The 25,582-nt window shown below is 51.9% G+C and carries 22 protein-coding genes; 11 read left to right on the top strand and 11 right to left on the bottom strand.

Annotated features, from left to right (window positions below; translation table 11 throughout):
* Positions 1-348 precede the first annotated feature (348 nt).
* From HHO50_RS05910 to HHO50_RS05900, 3 genes are all read left to right on the top strand, one after another.
* Positions 349-825 carry a hypothetical protein gene (locus tag HHO50_RS05910; protein WP_181305068.1) on the top strand — a complete coding sequence of 159 codons (477 nt, stop codon included), beginning with the start codon at positions 349-351 and terminating at the stop codon, positions 823-825.
* 450 nt (positions 826-1,275) lie between these two features.
* Complete coding sequence (locus tag HHO50_RS05905; RefSeq protein ID WP_181305067.1) at positions 1,276-1,755, top strand: GNAT family N-acetyltransferase; 480 nt, start codon at positions 1,276-1,278, stop codon at positions 1,753-1,755.
* Positions 1,756-1,867: 112 nt separating this feature from the next.
* Positions 1,868-2,443, top strand: a complete 576-nt coding sequence (locus HHO50_RS05900) for a DUF4252 domain-containing protein (RefSeq protein WP_181305066.1) — start codon at positions 1,868-1,870, stop codon at positions 2,441-2,443.
* A gap of 72 nt (positions 2,444-2,515) precedes the next feature.
* On the opposite strand, the gene HHO50_RS05895 is transcribed toward HHO50_RS05900, so the two are convergent.
* A complete protein-coding gene (locus tag HHO50_RS05895; RefSeq protein WP_181305065.1) occupies positions 2,516-5,398 on the bottom strand; it encodes a CHASE domain-containing protein in 2,883 nt (960 codons plus the stop codon).
* A gap of 131 nt (positions 5,399-5,529) precedes the next feature.
* Positions 5,530-6,879, bottom strand: coding sequence for an NAD(P)/FAD-dependent oxidoreductase (locus HHO50_RS05890; protein WP_181305064.1), 1,350 nt, complete (start codon positions 6,877-6,879; stop codon positions 5,530-5,532).
* Positions 6,880-6,985: 106 nt separating this feature from the next.
* Here HHO50_RS05890 and HHO50_RS05885 point away from each other — a divergent pair, with 106 nt between their 5' ends.
* Entirely contained in the window at positions 6,986-7,489 is a 504-nt protein-coding gene (locus HHO50_RS05885; RefSeq protein WP_181305063.1) for a methylated-DNA--[protein]-cysteine S-methyltransferase, read from the top strand.
* Positions 7,490-8,015: 526 nt separating this feature from the next.
* On the opposite strand, the gene HHO50_RS05880 is transcribed toward HHO50_RS05885, so the two are convergent.
* The 5 genes from HHO50_RS05880 to HHO50_RS05860 all read right to left on the bottom strand — a co-directional run bounded on the left by HHO50_RS05880 (position 8,016) and on the right by HHO50_RS05860 (position 13,804).
* Positions 8,016-8,633 (bottom strand): alpha-ketoglutarate-dependent dioxygenase AlkB, encoded by a 618-nt coding sequence (locus HHO50_RS05880; RefSeq protein WP_181305062.1) that lies wholly within the window; start codon positions 8,631-8,633, stop codon positions 8,016-8,018.
* 22 nt (positions 8,634-8,655) lie between these two features.
* Positions 8,656-9,963 carry a sodium:proton antiporter gene (locus HHO50_RS05875; protein ID WP_181305061.1) on the bottom strand — a complete coding sequence of 436 codons (1,308 nt, stop codon included), beginning with the start codon at positions 9,961-9,963 and terminating at the stop codon, positions 8,656-8,658.
* Positions 9,964-10,218: 255 nt separating this feature from the next.
* Positions 10,219-11,490 (bottom strand): kynureninase, encoded by a 1,272-nt coding sequence (gene kynU / locus HHO50_RS05870; protein WP_181305060.1) that lies wholly within the window; start codon positions 11,488-11,490, stop codon positions 10,219-10,221.
* 553 nt (positions 11,491-12,043) lie between these two features.
* Complete coding sequence (locus HHO50_RS05865; protein WP_181305059.1) at positions 12,044-12,658, bottom strand: hypothetical protein; 615 nt, start codon at positions 12,656-12,658, stop codon at positions 12,044-12,046.
* Positions 12,659-12,751: 93 nt separating this feature from the next.
* Positions 12,752-13,804 (bottom strand): amidohydrolase family protein, encoded by a 1,053-nt coding sequence (locus HHO50_RS05860; RefSeq protein ID WP_181305058.1) that lies wholly within the window; start codon positions 13,802-13,804, stop codon positions 12,752-12,754.
* Between the two features lie 133 nt (positions 13,805-13,937).
* Here HHO50_RS05860 and HHO50_RS21505 point away from each other — a divergent pair, with 133 nt between their 5' ends.
* The 3 genes from HHO50_RS21505 to HHO50_RS05850 all read left to right on the top strand — a co-directional run bounded on the left by HHO50_RS21505 (position 13,938) and on the right by HHO50_RS05850 (position 15,942).
* Positions 13,938-14,123, top strand: a complete 186-nt coding sequence (locus tag HHO50_RS21505; protein WP_370457532.1) for a hypothetical protein — start codon at positions 13,938-13,940, stop codon at positions 14,121-14,123.
* Positions 14,124-14,287: 164 nt separating this feature from the next.
* Entirely contained in the window at positions 14,288-15,145 is an 858-nt protein-coding gene (locus HHO50_RS05855; protein WP_181305057.1) for an SDR family oxidoreductase, read from the top strand.
* 65 nt (positions 15,146-15,210) lie between these two features.
* Positions 15,211-15,942 (top strand): YebC/PmpR family DNA-binding transcriptional regulator, encoded by a 732-nt coding sequence (locus HHO50_RS05850; protein WP_181305056.1) that lies wholly within the window; start codon positions 15,211-15,213, stop codon positions 15,940-15,942.
* An 830-nt stretch (positions 15,943-16,772) separates the two neighbouring features.
* On the opposite strand, the gene HHO50_RS05840 is transcribed toward HHO50_RS05850, so the two are convergent.
* Both HHO50_RS05840 and HHO50_RS05835 read right to left on the bottom strand, forming a co-directional pair.
* Positions 16,773-17,000 carry a hypothetical protein gene (locus HHO50_RS05840; RefSeq protein WP_181305055.1) on the bottom strand — a complete coding sequence of 76 codons (228 nt, stop codon included), beginning with the start codon at positions 16,998-17,000 and terminating at the stop codon, positions 16,773-16,775.
* 99 nt (positions 17,001-17,099) lie between these two features.
* Positions 17,100-17,627, bottom strand: coding sequence for a 3-hydroxyanthranilate 3,4-dioxygenase (locus HHO50_RS05835; RefSeq protein ID WP_181305054.1), 528 nt, complete (start codon positions 17,625-17,627; stop codon positions 17,100-17,102).
* 336 nt (positions 17,628-17,963) lie between these two features.
* Here HHO50_RS05835 and HHO50_RS05830 point away from each other — a divergent pair, with 336 nt between their 5' ends.
* The 4 genes from HHO50_RS05830 (at position 17,964) to HHO50_RS05815 (ending at position 22,770) form a co-directional block, all read left to right on the top strand.
* Positions 17,964-18,752, top strand: a complete 789-nt coding sequence (locus HHO50_RS05830; protein WP_181305053.1) for an SDR family oxidoreductase — start codon at positions 17,964-17,966, stop codon at positions 18,750-18,752.
* 179 nt (positions 18,753-18,931) lie between these two features.
* Positions 18,932-20,374: an aldehyde dehydrogenase gene (locus HHO50_RS05825; RefSeq protein ID WP_181305052.1), complete on the top strand. Its 1,443-nt coding sequence runs from the start codon at positions 18,932-18,934 to the stop codon at positions 20,372-20,374.
* 4 nt (positions 20,375-20,378) lie between these two features.
* The gene (locus HHO50_RS05820) at positions 20,379-20,546 is read left to right on the top strand and encodes a hypothetical protein (RefSeq protein WP_181305051.1); all 168 of its coding nucleotides are present in this window, start codon (positions 20,379-20,381) and stop codon (positions 20,544-20,546) included.
* 25 nt (positions 20,547-20,571) lie between these two features.
* Entirely contained in the window at positions 20,572-22,770 is a 2,199-nt protein-coding gene (locus tag HHO50_RS05815; protein ID WP_255478613.1) for a S9 family peptidase, read from the top strand.
* A 238-nt stretch (positions 22,771-23,008) separates the two neighbouring features.
* Here HHO50_RS05815 and HHO50_RS05810 read toward each other — a convergent pair whose 3' ends face one another.
* Positions 23,009-23,971: an L-threonylcarbamoyladenylate synthase gene (locus HHO50_RS05810; RefSeq protein WP_181305050.1), complete on the bottom strand. Its 963-nt coding sequence runs from the start codon at positions 23,969-23,971 to the stop codon at positions 23,009-23,011.
* 438 nt (positions 23,972-24,409) lie between these two features.
* Positions 24,410-25,552: a cysteine desulfurase family protein gene (locus HHO50_RS05805; protein WP_181305049.1), complete on the bottom strand. Its 1,143-nt coding sequence runs from the start codon at positions 25,550-25,552 to the stop codon at positions 24,410-24,412.
* Between the last annotated feature and the right edge of the window lie 30 nt (positions 25,553-25,582).

Below are 25,582 nucleotides of genomic sequence, written 5' to 3'. Positions count from 1 at the left end.
TGTATTGAAACAACAGGCCCGTTTTTTTGGCCGCACTTGTAGCGGCATATTTGTGGGAAACACTTCTGGAGTGAAGTTTCTAGCAAAACAGACTTCTTCTGCGTCTTATATGCCAAACAGAAACCCAGGGCTACATTCATGTTTATTCTTGGATTACCCTCTTTTCCCGTGCTTTTGCCATCAATCAACAGATACTTAGCTAAGTTATATTCATTAATTAAATATGCATTTTTTAGAATAATTATTTGTATCTATCAAATATTGTATTGTCATTTGTGCTGACACTAGCTCTTTATACAATTACAAACAACTAATGCTATGCTAAAAAGACTTACCCTTCTGCTATTTGTGCTTGCCTTGGCAATAGGCTCCACGTACGCGCAAACAACCAAGCAAAGAGAGAGAGAACGTGCTGTCGAGCTGAAGGCAAAGCAAAAAGAGCGGGAAGAACTGGCAAAGCAAAAAGCCAAGGAGCGGAAAGAGCTAGCCAAACATAAACAAATAGCCCGCGAAGCCCTGATAGATGCTAAATATGATGCGCTGGATGAAGCGTATTTTCAGAGAGAAGAAGCTAAAAGAATTGCTCTAAAAGAAAGAGAAGAGGCCCTAAAGTTAAAAGAGCAGCAGAGAAAAGACGCTTTGAAGGAGAAAGCCATGGCCGCCAAAGAAAAAGAGCGTGAGGCTAAGATAGCCCTGAAGGAAAAAGAGGCCGCTAAAAAATTAGCCGCGCAGGAACGTGCCCAGGCCTTAAAGGAAAAAGAAGCGGCCCAGAAAATGGCCGCCAAAGAAAAAGAAGCAGATAAAAAAATGGTCTCTAATAAATAAGCCAACCACTATACAAACTACTATCTACGTTCTATACTATATTCTATCTTTCAATCCTTGTAAACAGCAAGAGTCCGCTTTGGCGGGCTCTTGCTGTTTACAGACGTTCCAATTCTGCTCCACATCCAGAAGAGAGGGCAGTTCTGGAAAAGTAATCATCAACTAAAGGGGGACACTCGCTCGCGTACCGCAAGCGAGCGACATCATTACTTTAATTAAGAGAACTGCCCAAGAGGCACCGGTGTTTTTAAGCCGTTTACAGAAAAAGAGGCCTAAAACGCTCTCCTCAACAACCTGTCTGGCCGGTTCTCTTACCAGGTTTTCAGAGGTTGACCATGAACTGGAAGGCTGGCATAACCTGCTTTTGAAGAATTGCATATAACTATTCTATCTTATTCTTTTGTTTTAAAACCTCAATGGTGATATTGGAGTCAATAAATACCTCCCCGCATGCACTTCTCCACTCCCGCCCCACAAGTAAACAAAGACGGTTATCTGTTAAGCTTTGACAAAGACCTGCTGCAATTAGAAGTGATACACGGCTTCTTACGTGAGGTGTATTGGTCAAGGGGTATTCCTAAGCAAGTGGTCAAAAAGGCCATTGAGCATTCTTTGTGCCTAGGCATCTATGCTGAAGGAAAGCAGGTGGCCTTCGCCCGTCTGATCACCGACTATGCCACGTTCGCCTATTTATGCGATGTATTTGTGCTGGAAGACTACCGAGGCAAGGGCCTGTCTAAATGGATGTTGCAAGCGTTTAGAAGCCATCCCGAGTTGCAGGGGCTCCGCCGGTGGATGTTAGCCACCGAAGACGCGCATAGCCTGTACACCCAGTTCGGGTTTGAGCCGCTGCCTCATCCAGAACGGTTTATGCAACTCCACACCCCCGATATCTACCACAGACAGCCCCAAAGCACCGAGGAAGTGTAATAGTGCGGGCTAAGCCCGAAGGGAGTCTCTCAAGTAAAGGCCCTTTCTGTTTTTTGTGCGGCAAGCGTTTTCGCCCTCTTTTCCGTAGAAGAGGTAAAAAACATCATTTGCTATGCTTACTCCAGTCGTTAATAGATCTCAGAAACCGGCCTTTCGTCAGCTTTCGCCGTTTTTGGCGGCTGTCTTGCTGTGCATTATGCAGGCTTGCAGCAGCACCAATAATTTGCCTGCCGCCCAGTCAACAACCGAGTTTTACCAGAAGTACAAAAATGAGGCAGGCTTTAAGGGAACCACAGTTCCGGTAGGGCTTGTCTCCCGGTATTTAGCGAAGGAAACCACTGACACCACTCTTCGGGCGGCGTTGGCTAACATTACTTCGGTGCGGGTTCTTACCTTCACCCCCACCACCAACAAAGCCCAGCGGCTGCTGGAACGAAGCCTTACCCAGGAGTTAGACCAAGTGTTGCAGAAAGACAATTATGCGGCCATACCGCTGTTAGACGAGGCACCCGGCGCCTTGCAGTTCCGGATAAGGCAGTCTAATGAGCAGGTACAGGAAATTGTGGGCTACCGCAAGCACGGCAACTCTTTTCTGATGCTTCAGGTAAACGGCCGCTTCACCCGCCAGCAGGTAGAGCAGATGCTGGAGAAGATTGACCCTGATGTGCTGCTCCCGCTGCTGGGTTAACTGGCCTCTCCTGCATTTCGGTTGCCTTTTAGCAAGCTGATTTAAGCCTGTTTTTCAGAAATCAGGCTTAAATCAGCTATCCTTTTGAAGAGACATCTCTTTGAAGTAGACCATGAATTTGGTGCCCCGGCCGGGCTCACTGCACACGTCAATGCGGCCGCCGTTGTTCTCGATGATGCGTTTGACAATGTACAGTCCAATGCCGGTACCCTCTACGTGCGAGTGGAACCGCCGGAACATGGTGAACAGCTTCTGCTGTTGGTCTTCGCGAATGCCCAGGCCGTTGTCCTCTACGGTAAGCACGACGTGATTTTCTTGCCGATAGGTATTGATGGCCACCGTCAGTTCCCGGGAAGGGTCTCGGTACTTAACGGCGTTGGAAACCAGGTTGTAGAGAATGCTGCGCAGGTTTTTGCGCGCGTATTGCAGTTGCTTTACCTCAAAGGTGGTTTTCAACTGAACGCCGGCCTCCTGTATCAAAGGAGCAATGTCGTCCTCTACCCCGGCCAGCACCTCGGCAAAGGAAAGCACCTCGGCCTGGGAGTCTAGGTCTTTCTGCACTTTGCTGATCTCTGTAAGGTCATGGATGGTGCCTTTGAGTTTAGCAATGGAAGAGGCCACCATTTGCAGCAATAGCTGTTCCTCACTGCCTTCTTTCCCCTCTACCGTTTCCAGCAAGGCCGAAGTAAGGCCTTCCAGGTTGGCCAGCGGAGAGCGCAAATCATGGGAAGCGGTGTACACGAAGTTGTCCAGGTCATTGTTGATGCGGGTAAGCTCCTGGTTTTTCTGGTTCAGCTCATCATTGATGGCGGAGAGTTGCTCGCGGCTTTTCACCTGCTCTGTCACTTCTACGGCAAAGGTGAGGATAGACTCCACTTGCCCGTTGCTGTTTTTGATGGGCTCGTAGACAATGTTGAAATGGCGTAGTGTCTGCTGGCCTTCGGCGGTTTCAAAGGGAATGGCTACTTCCTGCCCCACGTACGGCTCACCGGTGTCTCTGATTCGCTGCATGATTGCCTTGAACCGCTCGCGCCGTTCCTCTGGCAAAGTCTCAACGGCGTTTACGCCTACCGCCGCTCTGCCTTCGTACAACTTGCTTAGATACGAGTTAACCAACGTGTACCTGAAATCTTTTGCCCGCACCAGCCCCACAATGGCCGGTACCTGCATAAAGATATACTGCAGCGTATCTGCTATTTGCTTCAGCTTCTGCTCCATCTTGATCCGGTCGCTGATGTCAATCGCCGACCCGATGTAACCCAGGAACTCGCCCCCCTCGGTACTGAACCGGGGAATCCCCATGGTGACCACGCCGCGGTATTCCCCGTCGCGGCGGCGCAGGCGGTATTCTACTTTGAACTCATTCCTGGCTTCGGCCGCCTGTAGGTAAGATTGGGCCATTTGTTTTGTGTCGTCGGGGTGAATGAACTGCAGCCATCCTTTTTCCGCATTGTCCTCAAATTTAGAGCCCGTAAACTTAAGCCACTGCCGGTTTACGTACGTGCAGTTATTCTTCTCATCGGTGATCCAGATCAATACCGGGGCACTGTCTGCCATGTTCCGGAAGCGGGCCTCGCTTTCTATGAGGGCCTGTTGGGCTTTTCTCTCTTCGGTCACGTCGCGCACCTCCAGAATATGCCCAACCACCGCGCCACCCTGCTTTACAAAACGCGTGGAACAGGCCACCGGAATTGGGTTACCATTGTGGCAGAGGAAGGTGTCTTCAAAGAGGAAGGATTTTTGGGAGACTAATTCAGGCGACAGGTTTCCGGCCTCCTTGCCCTGGTGCACGATCTCATACAAAGGCTTGCTTTTCAGTTGGTCCAGGTCATAGCCCAGCAAGCGCTTGGCCGCCGGATTCTGGAAGGTACAGTAGCCCCGTTCGTCCAGCATGAACAGGCCGGCGGTGGTATTCTTGGTAATGAGTTCGGTGAGCTGGTTTGACCGCAGATAGCGTTGCAGAGACCAGATCACAAAGAAGATAAGCAAACTGATAATGCTGCCGCCCAGCAGAATGAGATCATGCTGGTCTATGCCCGAGGCTTCTGAAAAGGCCCGGGTGGCTTTGTAGCGCAACGTCCAGGTGCGGCCGGCAATACGCATGACATCGGTAGACAGCAATAAACTATCACTGCTCTCAGACAGGCCTATGTCAGCCACGTTTCTATACAGCAGCGCCTCTTCTTTTACCTCTTTCCCGTCATAAATGGAAATACTGATATCATTGAAGTCATTGCCAATGGTATTGGTAAAAAGGTCAGCTGCCCTGAAGGGAGCATACACAAAGCCTTTCAAGCGGTTTCTGCGCGCCATCAAATCCACGGGATCTTTTCCGCCAAAGTATACCGGCATGTAAATAAGCAGGCCGGGTTGCACGTTGGCGTCACCCTCCTGCACCAGCTTCACTTTTGCGGTCATGGCCGGAAGGTTGAAATCACGGGCGGCCTCCATGGCTTCGCGGCGGGTAAGATCATTGAACATGTCAAACCCAAACGCCCGCCTGTTGGAAGCGGTCATGGGCTCAAGGAAGATAATGGCGGAGTATTCTGTGCGCGGCGCGGCCGGATGCACTTGGAAATTAGGGAAGCCTTCTGCCCGCACCCGTTCTTCCAACAAAGGCACTTGTTCTGGGGTAGCCATTACCGCAAACCCTATGCCCTGTACTCCCGGGTAGTTTTTGCCTACCTGTAGCGAACCCAAATACTTCTGGAAATCTGCCCGGGTAACGGTATCTGACGCGGCAAACAAGCCGTTGACTCCTTTCAGAATCTGCAGATAATACCCCATGCGCCGTTCCAAGGTAGCCTTGATCTGCACTTTCCTGATTTCAAACAGCTGGGCATCCTCCACCTGGTCATTGGTTTTGGACACGTAATAGGCATAGAGGGTGATCCCCAGCACCAACACAAAGGAGCCTATGGCCAGGTAGTAATCTTTTAAGCGGGAAAGTATCATGTAAAAAAATCAGTTCACCTCACCTTCTGCAAAGCGGCAGGACAGGTGTTTGTAGTTGGGTAAAGGAAATTACTACAAAGGTGGTGTTTTTAGCGTCTTTTTAGAAAACCGGGTTAAAAACGAAAGTTGGCTTACGTCAGTTTGGCCTGAAGGTACTGCTGCACCAGGGGTTTGTCATAATCTCCTTCTTTCTCAATATATTCCATTAACTGGCGCATAATCTCTTCTTGCCGCTGCCCGTTGGCCAGTGCCTCTGCATACGGAATATCTGGGGAAAAGGTGACCATGGAATACAGCGGAAGCCAGGAATCTGGGTATTGAGCGGTGATTTTGGCTTCTATTTTCTTTTGCAGCAAAAAACGAGGATCAGCCACTTTGTCCCGCATCTCAATAAAGTTATAGACAGCCAAATCTGCGATGGCGTCTGTATTGGGTTTGCGTACGTCCTGAAAGGTCTGGAAGATCGTTTCCCAATCGTCTTGGTGCTGTTCCAGCAGGCCACGCAACACGGTGCAGTCCTCAAACCCGGCGTTCATGCCTTGGCCGTAGAACGGCACGATGGCGTGGGCCGCATCTCCCAGCAAGAGGATTTTGCCGCTGTGCCGCCAGGGCAGGCATTTGATGGTCACCAGTGAGCCAATGGGGTTTTCAAAGAACTCCTGCGCCAGGTCTGGCATAAGCGCGGTCACATCTGGGAAAACCTCTTGGAAGAAGGCGTTTACCTGGGCCTCGGTCTGCAAAAACTGAAACGAGGGTTCGCCTTCATAAGGGAAAAACAGGGTACAGGTGAAAGAGCCGTCTACGTTGGGCAGCGCAATCATCATGTACTGCCCCCGCGGCCAGATGTGCAGCGCGTTCTTCTCCAATTGCCAGCTACCATCGGCCGCAGGCGGAATGGTGAGTTCTTTGTAGCCGTAGTCCAGGTAACTTTGCTCATAATTGAACCGGTCTGTTTTCTGCAACGACAGCCGCACCATAGAATACGCCCCATCGGCGGCGAAAATCACGTCTGGCTGAATGTGGCGCGCCTGGCCGGTGCTATTATCCAGCATGGTCACTCTGTTGGTGGCTACTTCCACCTCCATGACCTGCTGCTGGAAATGCAATGAGATGGTAGGCTCGGCCTCGGCCAGGTCTAATAAGGCTTGGTTCAGCCCACCCCGCGAAACAGAATAGATAGCCTGTCCTTCCTGCCCGTACGGCTGAAAAGAAAGGTTGCCGTTCTTGTCATGCATGATGCGGCGGTACATAGGAATGGCCACTTTCTTGATATCCTCGGCTATGCCGATGGTTTCCAGCGCGCGCCAGCCCCGGTCACTCAGGGCGAGGTTGATGGAGCGGCCGCCGCCAATGTCGGTGCGGCGCAGGTCTGGCCTTCGTTCGTAGACATCCACCCGGTAGCCTTGTTTGGCCAGGTACAAAGACAGCAGGCAGCCTACCAGGCCCCCGCCCATGACACTGAGTTGGGTGGTTTTCTCCATCAATTTACGTTACATAAAATCTGCGGGCGCAGAAACCGCCCTGAAATAGTGCATTCTACGGAAAGAAGAGGTAAACTTAGGTTAAAATTTGTGAAAAAGCCTTGCCATGCCTGTTCCTCCGTTGCTCTTTGTGCGCCATGTGCCTTCTCCCATTGGCACTATCCAGCTAACCTCTACGGAAAACCATCTGGTTAGGGCTTCTTTTCTGGAAAACGGCCCAGAAACGGACAGCCCTGTTTCACCTCCTTGCCTGACGCAGGCGGCCACCCAGCTAGAAGAATATTTTGCCGGTAACCGCCAAACCTTTAACATCCCATTGCTCGCCCAAGGCACTCCTTTTCAGCAACAGGTATGGCAGGCCTTGCAACAGATTCCGGCGGGCCGCACTGATCATTACTTAGGCTTGGCCAAGCGAATGGGCAATGCCGGAGCGGTACGGGCCGTGGGCGCGGCCAACGGAGCCAACCCCTGGCTGGTGCTGGTGCCTTGCCACCGCGTGGTAGGAGCGCAAGGGCAGCTGACCGGGTATGCCGGGGGCCTCTGGCGAAAACAATGGCTTCTGGAGCACGAAGCCAAGATGATAGGCACGTACCAAACGGCTCTTTTTTGAATGAGAGATTTTGGGATTTGGAGATGAGGAGATGAGGAGATGAGAAGATTTGGAGATGAGAAGATGAGAAGATGTGGAGATGAGAAGATGTGGAGATGAGAAGATGTGGAGATGAGAAGATGTGGAGATGATTTTTGATATTATGCTCGGATTTACTTCCGTGCTTTGGGATCTGCTTCTAGGAAGTCACGGAAGTAAATACGGGCTGTAGACGGCTATAGAAAATAACTCCAATCTCCCCACTGAACATCTTTTCATTGAAGCTGTTTAGAATTTTGCGCCTGTTTTCATAAAAGTAGCCTGAAAACGGGGTACAGACGGACGCTTACGGCAGTGTACAAATAAACCTCTCGTTTTTAGCCTGTTTTCATAAAAATAGCCTAAAAACGACGGTAAAAGCGGGCACTTGCCCCAGAGAAATTCCTTTAAATGCGGTTAATGAAAAACTCTAAACAGGTTCATTTTCAAATTTTCAAATTTCCAAATCTCCTCATCTCCTCATCTCCAAATCCCCTCATTCTCTCATTCATTCAATAAACCTAAACGTGAGGTTGATTCTGGGTTGCAGAGGTTTGGTGGTTTTAGGGAGTTGATGGTGCCAGAAATGCTGGGTGGGGCCAGCCATGAGCAGCAGACTTCCGGAAGGCAAGACGAGTTGCTGTTTCAGGTCTTTTTGCTGCTTATGCCGGAATGAGAACGTGCGCTCCTGGCCCAGACTTACTGATGCGATAATCGGGTTCCGGCCTAGTTCCGGCTCATCATCGGCGTGCCAGCCCATGCTGTCTTGTCCGTTTCGGTAGAGATTCAACAAAACGCTGTTGAAGGCCGCACCGGTGAGTTTTTCCAGTTGGCTTCTCAGTTCTGACAAATCGGGGAGCCAGGGCAGCGGCTCCCAGGTAAGCCCAGAGTAGGTGTAGGCTTTACCGGCATCGGCGTACCAGGCGGTGAGCCTTGGCTGATCTATCTGCCTGCCGAACATTCTGATTTTTTCCTGCCGCCACGCTATGTTGTTCTCCAATGTCTGTTGTAACGGCATCTGCTTTTCCTCAGAAATGAAATCAGGCACCAGATACACCTCTGCGTCTGGCATGGCTAATTGGAAAGAAGCAGACTGCGCACGGAATTCTGTTGCTAAGGACGGCATCAAGCAAAGTTATAGCAATGTATTATGCAGCGTTTTCGGCCGTGCCGCTTTTTTCATCTTCTGACATTTCCTGTGCGGCCTGCTCAGGATCAATGAAATCCCCTGGCCTCCGGGCTTTGTCTAAGTGCCGCATGACAGGAGTGGCCAAGACGCCGTGAATGAAAATGGAAAGCAGAATGGTGAACCCTACAATGGCCCATATTTCCTCTGGGTTCACGAACTCGGCCTCGCCCAAAGCAAAGGAGACGTAAAAAATGGATCCAATGCCTCTAATCCCGAAAAAGCTGATGGCCCATTTCTCGCGTGTTTTCACCGGAACACCCAAAAGACCAATGTACCCAGCCAGCGGCCGTATGATTAACAGAAAGCCGATGCCCACCACCGCCCCCTGCCAGGTAAGTGCCTCTAACAAACCCCGGCTGATGCTTCCGCCCAACAGAATCAAGACAATCACAACCAGAATCCGCTCAATCTGGTCGGTGAAATCATGCATTTCTCGGTGGTAACCAGCATCCTTTTCGTAGTGTTTGAGGGTAAGGCCCGTCACAAAGACGGCGACGAACCCGTAGCCGTGCACCATTTCAGTAAGCCCGTACACCAGCAACGTAGCCGAGATGGCCACAAATCCGTCCTGCGTCTGGGGGAAACTCCCCTTCTTAGGGAGTTTAAACAAAAGGTACTCCAACACTTTGCCCAGCAGAAAACCCATTCCTACGCCTACCACAATGCGGTACAGCAAATCATAGGCAAGCCAATGCCCTAACCAGTTTTCGGGGTTCAGTCCGTGCAGGGCTAAAGCGATGGCCAACCAGGTAAACGGAAAGGCCATGCCGTCATTCAGGCCAGCCTCGGCGGTGAGGGCGAAGCGGGTGGCGTCTTCCACTTCCTCACTGGGTGGCCCCACCTGCACATCAGAGGCCAGCACCGGGTCTGTGGGCGCCAGGGCCGCGGCCAGCAATACCGCCGAGGCCACCGGAAAACCGAGCCACCACCACGCTATGCAGGCCAGCGCCCCAATGCAGAGCAACATAGTCCAACTCACCAGCCGCAACGGTACCTGCCAACTATACAAGGAAAACCTGCGGTTGATTTTGATGCCCGTGCCCATGAGCGTGACAATGACGCACAGTTCTGACAGGTGCAAGGCTAATTCATTCTGGCGCAGCGGATCTGGCTCTGGCAGCCCTAATGGCAATTTATAGAGCAGAAATCCTACGCCAATAAAGAGCATGGTGTAGGAGAAAGGCACCTCCTTAAACCAGATAGGCAACCAGGCCATGGCCAAAGCGGCGATTCCTATCACCACAAATGAAATCAGGTACATATCCATGGCCGCTGCTGTTTCTGGAAGGAGGCGCTCATAAGCTTCGTATAATGGCCTACTTCATACGGAAACTACGCGCCTGTTTCCGGCTTATTTTCAGAAAAAGAAGAAAAAAACAACAGAGCCAGAAACCAGCTAACGTACTCTTTCTCAGAAGCTATCTTTTAACCTACTGGTATTTTATAAAAGAAGCAGCGTTTAAAGGCCGTTTTTCTGAAAAACACCTCTAAACGCTGCCTTAAACACCTGTGGGAGGTAGGTCTATTGATTGAAATGCGCCACCAGAAACAGCCCGAACCGGTACACGTCTTCAAAGGTATTGTACAGCGGGGTGGGTGCTACCCGTATCACGTTGGGTTCGCGCCAGTCCAGGATGAAGCCGTTGGCCATGAGCGTTTCAAACAATTGCCGCCCGTTCTGGTGCACCAGCAGCGAAAGTTGGCAGCCTCTGGCCGATGGCTCTTCAGGGGTAATCACCTCCAGAGCTTCTTTGGGCTGCCGTAGTCCTTTGAGTAAGAATTCAAGATAGCCGGTCAGTTGCTCGCTTTTGGCCCGCAGGTTTTCCATGCCCGCCTGGTCAAAGAGTTCCAATGAGGCTTTGTGCACGGCCATGGGCAGAATCTGGCTGTTGGACAGTTGCCATCCTTCGGCCCCCGCCATGGGAATAAAGCCTTTTTTCATCTGGAACCGCACGCTCTGGTCATGGCCCCACCAACCGGCAAGCCGGGGCAACTCTGGGTTCTGCGCGTGGCGCTCGTGCACAAACACCCCCGAAGTTCCGCCCGGGCCCGAGTTCATGTATTTATAGGTACACCACACGGCAAAGTCCACGTCCCAATCATGCAATTGCAACGTCACATTACCGGCCGCGTGGGCCAGATCAAACCCACAGGTGGCACCCACCGCATGGGCCGCCTGCGTGATTGCCGCCATGTCAAAGACCTGCCCCGTGTAGTAGTTCACGCCACCCATCATCACCAACGCCAGCTCTTGCCCGTGTTCCTGAATGGTTCTGATGATGTCCTCGGCACGAAGGATGTGCTCCCCCTCGCGCGGCGCTACCTCAATGATGGCATTATCTGGATTAAATCCATGGAATTTCACCTGGCTCTCCAGGGCATACTGGTCTGAGGGGAAAGCTCCGGCCTCGGTCAGAATTTTATACCGCTGCCCTTGCGGCCGATAGAAGGAAACCAGCATGAGGTGCAGGTTCACCGTGAGTTGGTTCATCACCACCACTTCCCCGGGCTTGGCCCCCACTACTCTGGCCGTAGGTTCCGCCAAGCCTGTGTGGTACGTAAACCATTGGTTTTCCCCGGTAAAGTGCCCCTCCACGCCTAGCTCTGCCCATTTCGCCATCTCCGCTTCCAAGGCGGCCCTGGCGCTCTTAGGCTGCAAACCCAAAGAATTACCGCAGAGGTAGACGGTATCTTTCCCGTTATGCTGCGGAATATAAAACTGACCTCTAAAAGAACGAAGCGGGTCTGCCTGATCTAACGACTGGGCAAAGGCAAGGGTATTTTGAAAAGACATGCGGGTTATAGGAAAATCAACAATGAACGGTTGGCTAAATTACCTAACAGGCGTTAGACCACCATAAAAACTTTAACTGGAACTCTTCTGTATGCAATCTTGCGTTTAAGGCCTGTTTTTAGAAAAACAGGCCTTAAACGCAAGATGTTTAAAAGCGAGAAGCTAGGAAAGCGATAAGGTTAAAAGCTTGTTTACATTTGAGGTTTGCTGGCGAAAATGACCAGAGAAAGGTTCTGCGGAAGCGTTTTTATGGCATTTTGCAGCGCAAAGATGAAATGTAAACATGCTCTAGAGCTGTTCGTACTACCCAAGGTATATCTTGAAATTGCATAATAGTTTAAACCAATCTGCCCCAGATACCTGTCTAAAGAAAGGTGAGTCTAAGAGCATGTTTACATTTCATTTTTGCGCTACAAACGGCCATAAAAAGAACCTGCGTTCGCCTTTTTCTCGCCCCGTAGCGCTGCTACGCGGCTCAAAAAACGCTTTCGCAGAACCTTTCTCTGGTCATTTTCGCCAGCAAACCTCAAATGTAAACAAGCTCTAACGTCAGTTAAATAACTGATGATGTCTTATTATTTCTTTTCACCAAGAACCGAAAGCCTACCCCCAGTATTAACTCTTTTGAGAAACCGGCTTCACCATACAATTCAATTTTGGGATGTAAATGATAGGATAGCCCAATTAATCCTCCATGATAGGCATCATGTACTTTGGTATTGAAGTCATCTCGGTATATGTTTTTTTTATCATACACCACAGACCTAAAGGTATAACCGTAAAACCCTGTAAAGTAAAGGTGTACGTTTGATTGTGTAAATAGGAAGGAGCCTGTATTGAAAGAACCTCTCACCCCAACGTCATACCCAGAACAGACATCTTTTGAGTTTAAGGCAGGATAATAATCATTGGTATAAGTAGCCACTTCACGTGAATACAGAAAGTAGGGCCCCGCGCTAAATAAATTGCTTAGACCATATTCTGCATAAAGCATTGCCGTATATATTCCGCCATCACTGTCTGGAAGCCTGTAAACAGGATATCCATTACCCGAAGCAAGGCCCAGCCCTAACGCTAATTCGTTTTTGTTTATTTGCGCAAAAGAACTTGTAGGCTTAAAAGCAAACAGTAGGGCAACTGAAACAATGAACTTGATATACGTTTTCATAAGATTCAGATTATTTAACACGTTCAACTTCATCCACACCGCCGGAGTCCGCACGTAGCTCACCCGCGCCCGGGAGGCGAGCGGGATTTAGGCTTAGCTTTGGTTTGTCTGCTGAAGCTTTTGCACCAGAAACCGTTCTTTCTCCAAACCCAGCCACTGCAAAGCGGCTCCGCCCAGAAGAAGTTCTTTTACCTGGTCAGTATACGGCATAGACTCAATGAGTTGGCCCGGCTCCAGTTCGCCCAGCGGGAACGGGTAATCTGAGCCTAGCGCCACTTTATCGGCCCCAAACTGCTTCACCACATAATCTAAGGTGTTGGGGCAATGCACCAGTGAATCAATCCAGAATTTGCCCACGTAGGTTTCGGGCGCAACGGGGTTGTCCACGGCGCAAAGGTCGGGGCGCACGTCAAAGCCGTGCTGGATGCGGCCCAGGGTGAAGGGAAACGAACCGCCGCCGTGGGCGAAGGCCAATCGCAGGTTGGGCAATCGTTCCAAAACTCCGCTGAAGATGAGGGAACAGATGGCGCGGGAGGTCTCGGCGGGCATGCTCACGAGCCACGGCAGCCAGTACTTGCGCATCTTCTTTTCGCCCATCATGTCCCAGGGGTGCACAAAGATAGCGGCTCCTAACTGGGCGGCGGCTTCAAAAATGGGGAACAGGGCGGCATCATCCAGGTTGGTGTCGTTCACGTTGGAGCCTATCTGCACGCCGGCCAGTCCCAGTTCTTTCATGCAGCGCTCCAGTTCTTTGATGGCCAGCTCTGTGTCCTGCATGGGCAAGGTGCCCAGGCCCACAAACCGCGTGGGGTACCGCGCTACCACCCCGGCAATATGGTCGTTCAGGATTTTGGATAGATCCCAGGTGTGTTCGGGCTTGGCCCAGTAACTGAACATGACGGGCACCGTGCTCAATACCTGCACGTGCACGCCGTGTTGGTCGCACTCCCGCAGGCGGGCCGATGGATCCCAGCTGTTTTCCTGAACCTCGCGGAAAAACCGGTCGTCCAGCATCATGCGGGCGCAGCAGGGCTTGTGGTGCTCCAACCTGATGAACCCACCATAGCCGTAGCGCTCCCGCAGATCGGGCCACCGTTCCGGCAGAATGTGCGTGTGGATGTCAATTTTAAGGGGCTGGTGCGACATGGGAAGCAGGGCAAGCAATCAGGAACCGTTGCTCAACTTACGAAAACTCTTCCAGATTGTCTTGCTCCAAGAGAAACGGCTTCGGGTTTTACGCCTGGTTTTCAAAAAACAGGCTTGAAACCGGTGAACCGACATCAGCCATTGGAAGGAAGCAGGGCGCGCCCACGGCGAGTTATTCAAAGACATTAGGCCAGTGGCCAGCATGGTAGAAGTGACCGCCTTGGTTAATCCTGCCCTTTTGGTAGAGATTGAAGCCACCACCTCTTGCGCCGGATGCCGTTTTTTAGCAGATTTTCCAGAAACAGGCCAAAAACAGTAGTAAGGAAGGCAAGCATCATATTTCTGCCAAGGTCTTCTTCCTCAGCCCAGCAGGCGTTCCATTGAAGATTTGCACATCTGAATGCACTTTATTTGAAAAATCGGTAAAAAACGCTTAGTTTAGGGAAATGTAGGAATATGACTACCCCCCTTTCTCTCCTGCCTATGGAAACTGTACTTGTTTTAGGAAGCACCGGTAGCCTGGGTTCATCGGTGTTGGAAGTGCTTAGACAGCAATCCTATAGAATAAGGGCCACCGCCCGCACTCCCCTCAAAGCAGAGCAGCTTACCCCGTGGGTAGACGAGGTCATGGTCTGTGACCCCACTGAACCCGGAACGCTTACGCCCGCTTTGCTGGAAGGGGTAGACTACATCATCTCGGCGTTGGGGAAGAGCCTTAGCCTTTCAGACGATAGCCGCGCTTCGTTCCATGAGGTAAACTACCAGGGCAACCTGAATGTACTCAAGCTGGCGCAAGCCTACGGGCAGGTAAAGAAGTTTGTGTACGTGGCGGCTTTCAGCGGAGAGAATCACCCCAATGTGGCGTACTTCAAGGCCCACGAAGACTTCACGAAGGCCCTTCGGAAAAGCGGAATCCCCAATAGCATCATCAAACCCCCGGTTCTTTTCTCGGCTTTCCTGAATCTGTTGCCGTTGGCCCGCAAAGGGCGTCTGGCTTCCTTCGGCCCCGGCGACGCCATCACCAACCCCATTCACGAGCATGAAGTGGCCGAAGCCTGCGTGCAGGCCCTCACCCTTCCGGTGTCTACCATAGAACTGGGTGGCCCGGTGGCGTATTCGCGGCTGCAGTTGGCGGAACTGGTGGGCAAGGCGGTGGGCAAAAACAAGCCGGTGCCCAGAGTGCCTTACTGGCTGGTTCGTACCTTTCTGCCCATGGTGCGCCTGCTCAACCAATCGCTCTATGAGAAAGCCGCCTTCTTTGTGGAAGTCGCCCAAACCGACTGCGTGGCCCCGGCCAAAGGCCACCTGCGGCTGGAAGATTATTTAGCCGAACATGTATAGCAACCCGCTTGGGCTATCCGCCGTTTTTCCCGATATTTGCCTGTACTTCGTTTTAGAAAACCGCAATGGGAAGAGCATTTGAGTTCCGGAAAGCCCGGAAGATGAAACGCTGGGACATGATGTCCAAGCAGTTCACCCGCATAGGGAAAGAGATTGTGATGGCTGTGAAATCTGGCGGCCCAGACCCAGACACCAACGCCCGTCTGCGCGTGTGCATCCAGAACGCCAAAGGGGTGAACATGCCCAAAGACCGCGTGGAAGCCGCCATTAAACGCGCCCAAGGCAAGGAAGAAAATGATTACTCTGAGGTAGTATATGAAGGCTACGGCCCCCACGGCGTGGCCGTGCTGGTAGAAACCGCTACTGACAACGTGAACCGCACCGTGGCCAACGTGCGCATGCACTTCAACCGCACCGGCGGCGAGCTGGGCCGCACCGGCCAATTCGACTTTATCTTTGAGCGCAAAGGCGTGTTCCACCTGAACGCCGAAGGCCTGGATCTGGAGGAACTGGAACTGGATTTGATTGACTTCGGGCTGGAGAGCATTGACAAGGACGAAGAGGAAAACGAAATCATCATCCAAACCTCTTTCCCAGATTTCGGGGCCATGCAGAAAGCCCTGGAAGAACGCGGTATTGACGTAAAAACCTCTGAGTTGCAGCGTTACCCTACCGTTCTGAAGGAACTTTCGCCGGAGCAGCAGGAAGACATGGCCAAGTTGCTAGACCGCCTGGAAGAAGACGATGACGTACAGGCCGTGTACCATAACATGAAAGAAGACACAGAAGACGAATAAACGCGTTTTAAGCCTGTTTTCTAAAAAACGGCACTTAAACGTACAACATAGCAAAGGCCCGCTTTCTTTGGGGAAGGCGGGCCTTTGGTTTCCTAGTAGTGAGATTTACTTTTATCAAACAGTTTAGCTCCTCCCAATACCAATATGCTCAGCAACATTACTACTCCTCCCAGCACAAACAGATACATGAATGGATATATAAACCACATGACCGCAGGAAGAATCAACTCTGGCCATGGGCTAATTTGAAACAGAAAATAAACTATCCATAAGTAGGGCAAGCGGTAGCAGGCACAGCAACAGGAAAAAAAGCAACCTCTTGAAATTTGAACCTAGGTAGCCTTTACAGAATATGTAGATCCACAGTGTCAATCCTGCTAATGGTGCAAGAAAGATGACAAATGACAGCGTGTATCTAATGATGCTATTATCCATGTCTGTTCATAAACAGAAGCATGACTTTGCCTTCATGATAGAACCCGCATTTATGTAAGCTTTGGAGGCTTTTTCTACTTTTCTAGTTGGAGTAACTTGATTAAGTTTTGATTCAACTGCTGAATCTCTGCCTCCAGAAGATGGCCTAATTTTCCAATCACCAACTCCTTGTCAAGGTTAGCTAATTTGCTAAGCCTTACCAAAGAGGTCTTTTTAAGGCCGTTTTTCAGCAGATGGCCCAAGTTTTAAATCGTGCTCTTCCTGCCACTTTATCTGAGAAGGAATAAAAGCTACTGTGATGTCTGCAGTTGTGGTGACCAAGGCCAAGGCAGGCCTGTTCTTCTGTCCCGTTAAATCTGTGAAAGGGAACGGGATCAGTAGAATATCTCCTTTCCTCACGTATACTTTTCTTTTGAATCAGCTTCAGTGTATAATTCTTCCTCCTCTTCCAAGAACTGGAATGCTTTGGAATCCATTGCCAACTTCTGAATTCCTTCTGTTAAGAGGCTATCTTCCAACTTACTTAATAGGAATTCTGCAAAATCAGACACTTCTTTCAGCTTCTGGTCAGGCAGCTTAGAAAGATTATCGATGGTGCGTTGTATCAAAACTTCTCTGGTCATACTACTTTGTTCTTACTTACAGTTTAACGGATGTTTTAGACAATTCAGTATTTTACTCAGAATAGCGGCCAACTGATGTACAAATGCAGCAGCACTTTACTACTGTGCCACCTCCGGCTTCGCCATGACCTCACCGCAGTTGGAGCAGGTTCGTTTTTCGTCTGAGGCCCAGAAGGCATTCATGACCACCGGCAACTGCCCCACAATGTCTGAGACCGGAATAAACTCTTCGTACAGCTTGGTGTGGCAGTTCTCGCAGTACCACTGGAAACCGTCCAGTTCGCTTTCATCGCGGTAGCGTTCCATCACCAAGCCTACGGTGTTGGGGCCTCGGCGCGGGGAATGCGGCACGTTGGGCGGAAGCAGGAAAATATCGCCTTCGCGGAGGTGAATGTCTTTGAATTCACCGTTGTCAATGACTTTGAGTACAATGTCGCCCTCCAGTTGGAAGAAGAATTCCTCGCCGTTGTTGAGGTGGTAATCTTTGCGCGAGTTGGGGCCGCCCACCACCATCACAATAAAATCTTTGTTGTCTTTGTACACCTGTTGGTTGCCCACCGGCGGCTTGAGCAGGTGCCGGTGTTCCTCTATCCATTTCTTGAAGTTGAAGGCGGGTTGTAAAGCCATGATACTAGCGTTTGGGTACAGAATGCGTCTTTGGCTCCCGCCAGAGACTGCTCCAAGGTACGAAACCTCCTGCATAAAAGATAGGCACCATTTTAAAGCTAATTTCTGAAAAGTAGCCCTTAAACATCAGAATAAAGGGCAGTGAACAGACAGGGAACCCTTATTGTCACCCTAAAAGGATCTTGTTAGGGAACTTGACCAACGTTTACCCAAAGCGCTACTACCACTTGCCTACAATATCTTTCCAAGATGACAGGAAGGCAGGAAGCAGATCACCGCATTATTCCTTATTTTGCTCACTCAGAACTCAGCACTCAAGACTCAGCACTCTTTACAATGGATTTGAATTTACAGCACAAGCACGCCGTGGTCTGCGGCAGTACGCAGGGCATCGGGAAAGCGGTGGCCCTGGAGTTAGCGCAACTAGGTGCTACCGTCACCTTGGTAGCTCGCAACGAAGAACGGCTACGGGAAACCTTGCAGGAACTCTCCACCCAAGCCGGACAGCAGCACCAGTACGTAGTGGCAGATTTCACCCGTCCGCGCGAAGTACAGGAGCGTTTAGAGGCCCATCTGGCAAAACTAGGCGAGGCCCATATTCTGGTGAACAACACCGGCGGCCCGGCGGGCGGCCCCGCGCTGGATGCAGCCTTGGAGGAATTTGAGAACGCTTTCGCGGCGCACCTGTTGTCTAACCATGTGCTGGTGCAGGCGGTGGTGCCGTACATGCAGGACGCGGGCTACGGACGTATCATCAACATCATCTCCACCTCGGTGAAGCAACCCATCAAAGGCTTGGGCGTGTCCAACACCATCAGGGGCGCGGTGGCCAACTGGGCGAAGACGCTTTCCTTTGAGCTGGCTTCCTTCGGGATTACAGTAAATAACGTGCTGCCCGGGGCTACCGTCACCGCCCGTCACCATGCGCTCATCGAAACCAGAATGCAGAAAACCGGCCTTCGCAGAGAAGAGATTGAGAAAGAGATGCTGGCGGGTATCCCAGCCAACCGGTTCGCGGAGCCTGCCGAAGTGGCCGCCGCTGCTGCGTTTCTAGCTACTCCTGCCGCCGGTTACATCAACGGCATCAACGTGCCGGTAGATGGCGGACGATTGGGGAATTTGTAGCGGCGTTACCCTGTAACGCCGAGGCCGAAGCCCCGACAAGCCTTGCCCACAAAAACAGGCCGCATTAGATTTTACAAACCCTTTATAGTTCAATGGAACCGTTCCTGCCCACGAGAACCACGGCGTTACAGGGTAACGCCGCTACGTTTTGACTTACATTTAGCCTCTAGCCTCCTTCCATGCTGCACCTTCAGAACTACATCAACGGCACTTTCCAACCTCCAATTTCTGGCGCGTATCTGCCCAATATCAACCCTGCCACGGGCGAGATCTACTCCCAGATTCCGGATTCTGATGAGCGAGATGTGCAGGTGGCGGTAGAGGCGGCGCAGGCGGCTTTCCAGGCGTGGTCGGCGCTTTCGGCGGAGAAACGGGGTAGGTATTTGATAAAGCTTTCGGAATTGATAGACCAGAACCTGAAGCGGTTGGCCGAGGCCGAAACCACCGACAACGGCAAGCCGCTCTCGCTTTCCCGCACCGTAGATATCCCCAGAGCCAGCAGCAATCTGTATTTCTTCGGGACGGGAATTCAGCACTTCGCCTCCGAGGCCCACACCATGGAAGGCGTGGCGGTAAACTACACAGTGCGCAAACCCTTGGGCGTGGTGGCCTGTATTTCCCCGTGGAACCTGCCGCTGTACCTGTTCACCTGGAAGATTGCCCCGGCCCTGGCCGCCGGGAACTGCGTGGTAGCCAAACCTTCAGAAATCACGCCGTACACTGCCCATCTGCTGGCGGAACTGTGCGTAGAGGCCCAGTTACCCGCGGGTGTGTTGAACATCGTGCACGGCACCGGCCCCAAAGTGGGCGCACCGCTGTGCGAGCACCCCGAGGTCAAGGCTATTTCTTTCACTGGCGGTACCCAAACCGGCAAAACCATCGCCCGTACGGCGGCCCCGATGTTCAAGAAACTGTCGCTGGAACTGGGCGGCAAGAACGCCACCGTTATCTTCGCTGATTGTGATTTCGAGCGCACCGTGAATACCGCTGTGCAGGCCGCCTTCGCAAACCAGGGGCAGATTTGCCTCTGCGGCTCCCGCATTCTGGTGGAGCATCCGCTGTACGAGCGTTTCAAGGCTGCTTTTCTGGAAAGAACCAAAAACCTGACGGTGGGTGACCCGATGGAAGCTGCCTCCAACATGGGTGCGCTGGTTTCAGAAGCGCATTTGCAGAAAGTACAGCAGTACATCGCGCTGGCGCAGGAAGAAGGCGGCACGCTGCTCACCGGCGGCGAACGGGTGCAACTGGAAAGCCGCTGCGCGAACGGCTTTTTCCTTCAGCCTACCGTTATTGAAGGTCTGCCCCACACCTGCCGCACCAACACTGAGGAAATCTTCGGGCCGGTAGTCACGTTGATGCCGTTTGACACCGAGGAAGAAGCCCTCACCTACGCCAACTACACGCAATACGGCCTCGCCGCCTCCGTCTGGACGCAAGACCTCACCCGCGCCCACCGCGTGGCGCATCAACTGCAAGCCGGTATTGTCTGGGTGAACACCTGGTTGCTTCGGGATTTGCGCACGCCCTTCGGGGGCACCAAACAAAGCGGCGTAGGCCGGGAAGGCGGTTGGGAAGCCCTCCGCTTTTTCACCGACCCGCAGAATGTGTGCATCAAGTTGTAATTGAATGATTGAGAGAGTGAAGGATGGAATGATAGCGGCTGATGTACTATTTAGCGGCTCTTTTTCAGAAAACAGGCTAAAAGCAGCAAAAGAGCCAATTCCAGAATTCTCTTTTATTCTCTCATTCCTTCCATCCTCTCCTCTCTCATTCCCAATAAATACCTATTTTTAAGGCTACGAACTTTCTAACCAACCGAATGAGACATACCATGAACCGCTGGCTGGTGGCGGCTTCCTGCCTTTTGATGGCGGTCAGCACCCAGGCCCAGCAGAAACGCGACTTTGATTTAGACGACATTTTCCGGAAAGGCACGTTCCAGGCCCGCTCGGTGTACGGCGTGAACTGGATGCGCAACGGCCAGTTCTACTCCAGCCAGGTAGCCGACCAGGCCAACCAGGCCGTGGACATCGTGCAGGTAGACGTGACCACCGGTCAGCCGGTGAGCACCATCATTGAGGGCGAGGCCATCAAGGTAAACGGCAAAACATTGGACTATGATGATTACACGTTCAGCGCCGATGAAACCAAAATTTTGTTTGAGACCGAGCACGAGCCCATTTACCGCCGCAGCAGCAAGGGCCATTTCTACGTGTATGACCGCGCCAGCAAGCAACTTCAGAAACTGAGCCAGGGCGGTAAGCAGAGCTACGCCACCTTCTCGCCCGACAACAAGTACGTGGCGTTTGTGCGGGACAACAACCTGTTCTACGTAGACCTGGCCACCATGCAGGAGCGCCAGATTACGAACGACGGCAAGTGGAACTTCATCATCAACGGCGGCACCGATTGGGTGTACGAAGAGGAATTCGGGTTCGCGCAGGCGTTCTTCTGGTCGCCGCAGGGAAACCAGATTGCGTTCTACAAGTTCGATGAAACGCAAGTGCCCGAGTACAACATGCAGATGTGGGGCCCGCTTTATCCGCAAGACTACAAGTTCAAGTACCCGAAGGCCGGGGAGAAAAACGCCACCGTGGCCATCTATACTTTTGACCTAGGCTCCGGCAAAACCGTGAAAATGGAAACCGGCGCTGAGGCCGACCAGTACATCCCGCGCATCAACTGGACCAACACACCTAACCTGTTGTCCATCCGGAGAATGAACCGTTTGCAGAACACGCTGGAGATTCTGCACGCCAACACGCAAACTGGCCAGAGCAACGTCATCCTGAAAGAAACCGACAAAGCCTACATTGACATCACCGATGATTTGACCTACCTCGCTAACGGCAAACAGTTCGTGCATAATTCAGAGAAAGACGGTTTCAATCACCTGTACCTCTATGACATGAACGGCAAACTGGTGCGCCAAATCACGAAGGGCAAATGGGAAGTGAGCAGCTTTTACGGCGTAGACGAGAAAAACGACTTGGTGTACTTTTCCTCTACCGAAGTTTCTCCGTTGGAGCGTCATTTGTACCGCATCGGGCTGAACGGCAAGAACAAGAAAAGTCTTACCCCCGCCAAAGGTACGCACACCATCAACCTGAGCCGCGACTTTAAATATTACCTGGACTATCACTCCACCATCACCACGCCTACGGTGGTGAGTTTGCACACCTCAGACGGGAAGCAGATTAAAGTGTTGGAGAGCAACGAGAACCTGAAGAACACGCTGGCGACGTACAACATGCCCAAGCCCGAGTTCTTCCAGTTCAAGACCGCTGAAAACGTGAGTTTGAACGGCTATACCATCAAACCCACTGATTTTGACCCAAACAAGAAATACCCCGTGCTGATGTTCCTGTACGGTGGTCCGGGTAGCCAGGAAGTAGTGGACAGCTGGAGAGGCCGAAACTATCTGTGGCACAGCTACCTCGCCAAGCAAGGCTACATCATTGCCGTAATTGACAACCGGGGTACCGGCGGCCGCGGCGCTGATTTCAAGAAAATGACCTACGGGAACCTGGGCCATTACGAGACCATCGACCAGATTGAAGGCGCGAAGCACCTGGGCAATCTGCCGTACGTAGACAAAAGCCGCATCGGCATCTGGGGTTGGAGCTACGGCGGGTACATGAGCTCGCTGGCGATCACCAAAGGCGCTGATGTGTTCAAAGCGGCCATCGCGGTGGCACCGGTGATTAACTGGCGTTTCTACGACTCCATCTACACCGAGCGGTTCCTGAAATTGCCGCAGGACAACGCCAAAGGATATGATGACAACTCCCCTATCACCCACGCGAACAAACTGCGCGGCAAGTACCTGCTCATCCACGGCACCGGCGACGACAACGTGCATTTCCAGAACTCCGTGGAGATGGTCAACGCCCTGGTGAAAGCCAATATTCCGTTTGAGAGCGCCTACTACCCTAACCGGAACCACGGCATCAGCGGCGGCAACACCAGCATTCACTTATTCACCAAAATGACCGAGTTTGTGTTGCGGAACCTGTAAGCGGAACTTACTTTGGAATAGAAAACGCCAGCCTTTTAAAAAGGCTGGCGTTTTTGTTTGTTTAATGTTTTGGGGCTGCTTTTTGAGAATTGAGGTTAAAACAAAAGAAGAGAAACCGCTTGTGAATAGTTGAGCCGCTGGCGCGAGCCTCCGGCTCGTGTCAGCGTTAGAATGCGGTAAACCTTATTAGCTGTTTAGAGGCCGGTTTCTGAAAAACAGCCGCTAAACGCAGTTCTTCTTATCCTCTGAAGCTGGCCCGCTGCAGACGGTCGTTGATGGCGCGACCCAAGCCTTGCTCCGGCATCGGCTCTGCCAAAATGAAGTCAATGGGTTGCTCATCCAGGGAACGGAGGGCGGAAAACAGGCACCGGGCGGCTTCGCCGAGGTCTCCCCTGGTCGAAAGCTGGATTTGCTGCCCAATAGGAACCTGCGGGAAATTCTTTTGCAGGGAGATGGTGCCAACTCTGGCCGGGTCTACTAACTGTAGATTCTCCTCAATAGAGCCTAGCAGCACCTTTTTACGGGGCGAATAATGGCTACTGAGCATACCGGGTGCGGCGGGATTAGAGGAGGACGTTTTAATACGCGCTTTGGAAATCTGCACCACTTCCTCCAATTCCTCCAACGCCAGTCCGCCTAACCGAAGCACCTCTACCTCGTTCCCGTTCAAACTCAGAATAGTGGATTCAATGCCCACGGCGCAGGCCCCGCCGTCTAAGATGTACGGAATTCTGCTACCCAGCTGGGCCTGCACGTGCTGCGCGGTGGTAGGACTCACGTAGCCAAACGGATTGGCGCTGGGCGCAGCCACCGGAAAAGGCAATTGCCTTAGCAGTTCCAACGTAAGCGGATGGTTGGGAATGCGTACCCCTACGGAGTCATGCCCCGAGGTTACGAGTAACGGAATATGCTCCGCTTTGGGCAAAATCAAGGTTAACGGGCCGGGCCAGAAACGCTCAGCCAACAGATAGGCCACATCCGGCACTTCGCGGACGATGGAGGTTACCTCCGTAACAGCGTGGGTGTGCACAATGAGCGGGTCAAAGGCGGGACGGTTCTTGGCTTCGAAGATTTTCACCACGGCGGCCTCGTCATAGGCGTTGGCGGCCAGTCCGTACACGGTCTCGGTGGGAATGGCGACTAAATCGCCTTGGGTAAGGTATGCGGCGGCGCGTTGTACCTCTTTGCCTATGTCTGCCATGTCTGTCAAGTGATGCTGCAAAGCTACTACGGTTCTGCTTCACATTCAGCCTAGTTACGGCAAACCAGACCGCGTTTTTAGGTTATTTTTCTGTAAACAGCCCCAAAACAGAAAGCCCCGCTTCATGAGCGGGGCTTTCTGCTGCTACGTATCATAATTAGAACCTGTCTAATACTATAAATCTAGAAAAGGTCAATAAGCAATTAAGCCGCCTTTGTTGGTGTTCTCACCAACAAACCCAAATGCAGTGGCAATTCTGCTTGTTGGTGAGAACACCAACAAGGGCAAAGAAAACTACTACTATATAAGCTGATTTTCAGTCACCCGCAGGTTACGTTTCTGTTTAGGGGCCGTTTTACCAAAAAGAGCCTCTAAACAGAAAGCCCCGCTTGATGGGCGAGACTTCCTGTTGCTACACTTTCTATGTAGAGCAATCGCTTACACGGTCTCTTTCTGGTACAGTTTGGCCAGGGTAGCCACGGCGTAATCAATTTCCTCTATGGTGTTGTACTTGCTGAACGAGAACCGCACGTTGCCCCGCTCCATGTCTGTGCCGATGGCGCGCAGCACGTGGGAACCCAGGTCTACGCCGCTGGTGCAGGCGCTTCCGCCGGAGGCGGATATTTTGTTGATGTCCAGGTTGAAGAGCAGCATCTCGTTCATGTCTGAGGCCGGCAGGCTCACATTTAAGACGGTGTAGAGGCTTTTATCGGCTTCGGCCGAAAGGCCGTTGAACTGCACGTCTTCTATTTGCTCGCGCAGTTTAGAAATCATGCGGTCTTTGAGGCTTTGGATGTGGCGGTGGTGCTCGTCCATGTCGCGGTACGCAATCTCCAGGGCTTTGGCCAAGCCGATGATGCCGTACACGTTTTCGGTGCCGCCGCGCATGTTGCGCTCCTGCGAGCCGCCTTGAATCAAGGGATGGATTTTAATGGATGAATCTACATAAATGAAACCCACGCCTTTTGGCCCGTGGAATTTATGCGCCGAGCCTACCAGGAAGTTCGCGCCTAGTGTTTGCACGTCATGGCGGTAATGGCCCATGGTCTGCACCGTGTCTGAGTGAAAGATGGCGTTGTACTTCTGGCAGATATGCGCGATGGTTTGGAGGTCATTGAGGTTGCCCAACTCATTGTTGGCGTGCATGATGGACACCAACGTGCGGGGCTGGGAGACCAATGTCTCTTCCAGATGCTGCAAATCCAGCACGCCATTAGCATCAACGCGCAACATGGTTAACTGTATCTCACCGGTTTTCTCCAGCGCTTCCAGCGAGTGCAATACGGCGTGGTGTTCTAGCGGAGAAGAAATAGCGTGTTTCAGACCCAGCGTACGAATGGTACAGATAAGGGCCAGGTTATCGGCCTCAGTACCGCCGGAGGTAAAGAACACTTCAGAGGGCGAAGCATTGATTAAACCGGCTACTGTTTTGCGGGCACCTTCAATGGCGGCGCGCACCTGTCTGCCGTGGGCGTGTATAGACGATGGATTTCCGTAGTGCTCCAGCATGAAGGGAGCCATTACGTCAAAAACTTCTTTATCCAGGGGCGTAGTGGCCGCATTATCTAAATATACACGCATGGCAGATTTTACTTTTTACAACAACAGCAG

Source organism: Rufibacter sp. XAAS-G3-1 (genome assembly GCF_013623775.1).
In the GTDB taxonomy this organism is placed as follows: Bacteria; Bacteroidota; Bacteroidia; order Cytophagales; family Hymenobacteraceae; genus Nibribacter.
The sequence above is the reverse complement of the archived record's forward strand: the minus strand, read 5'-3'. Positions and strand labels throughout refer to the sequence as shown.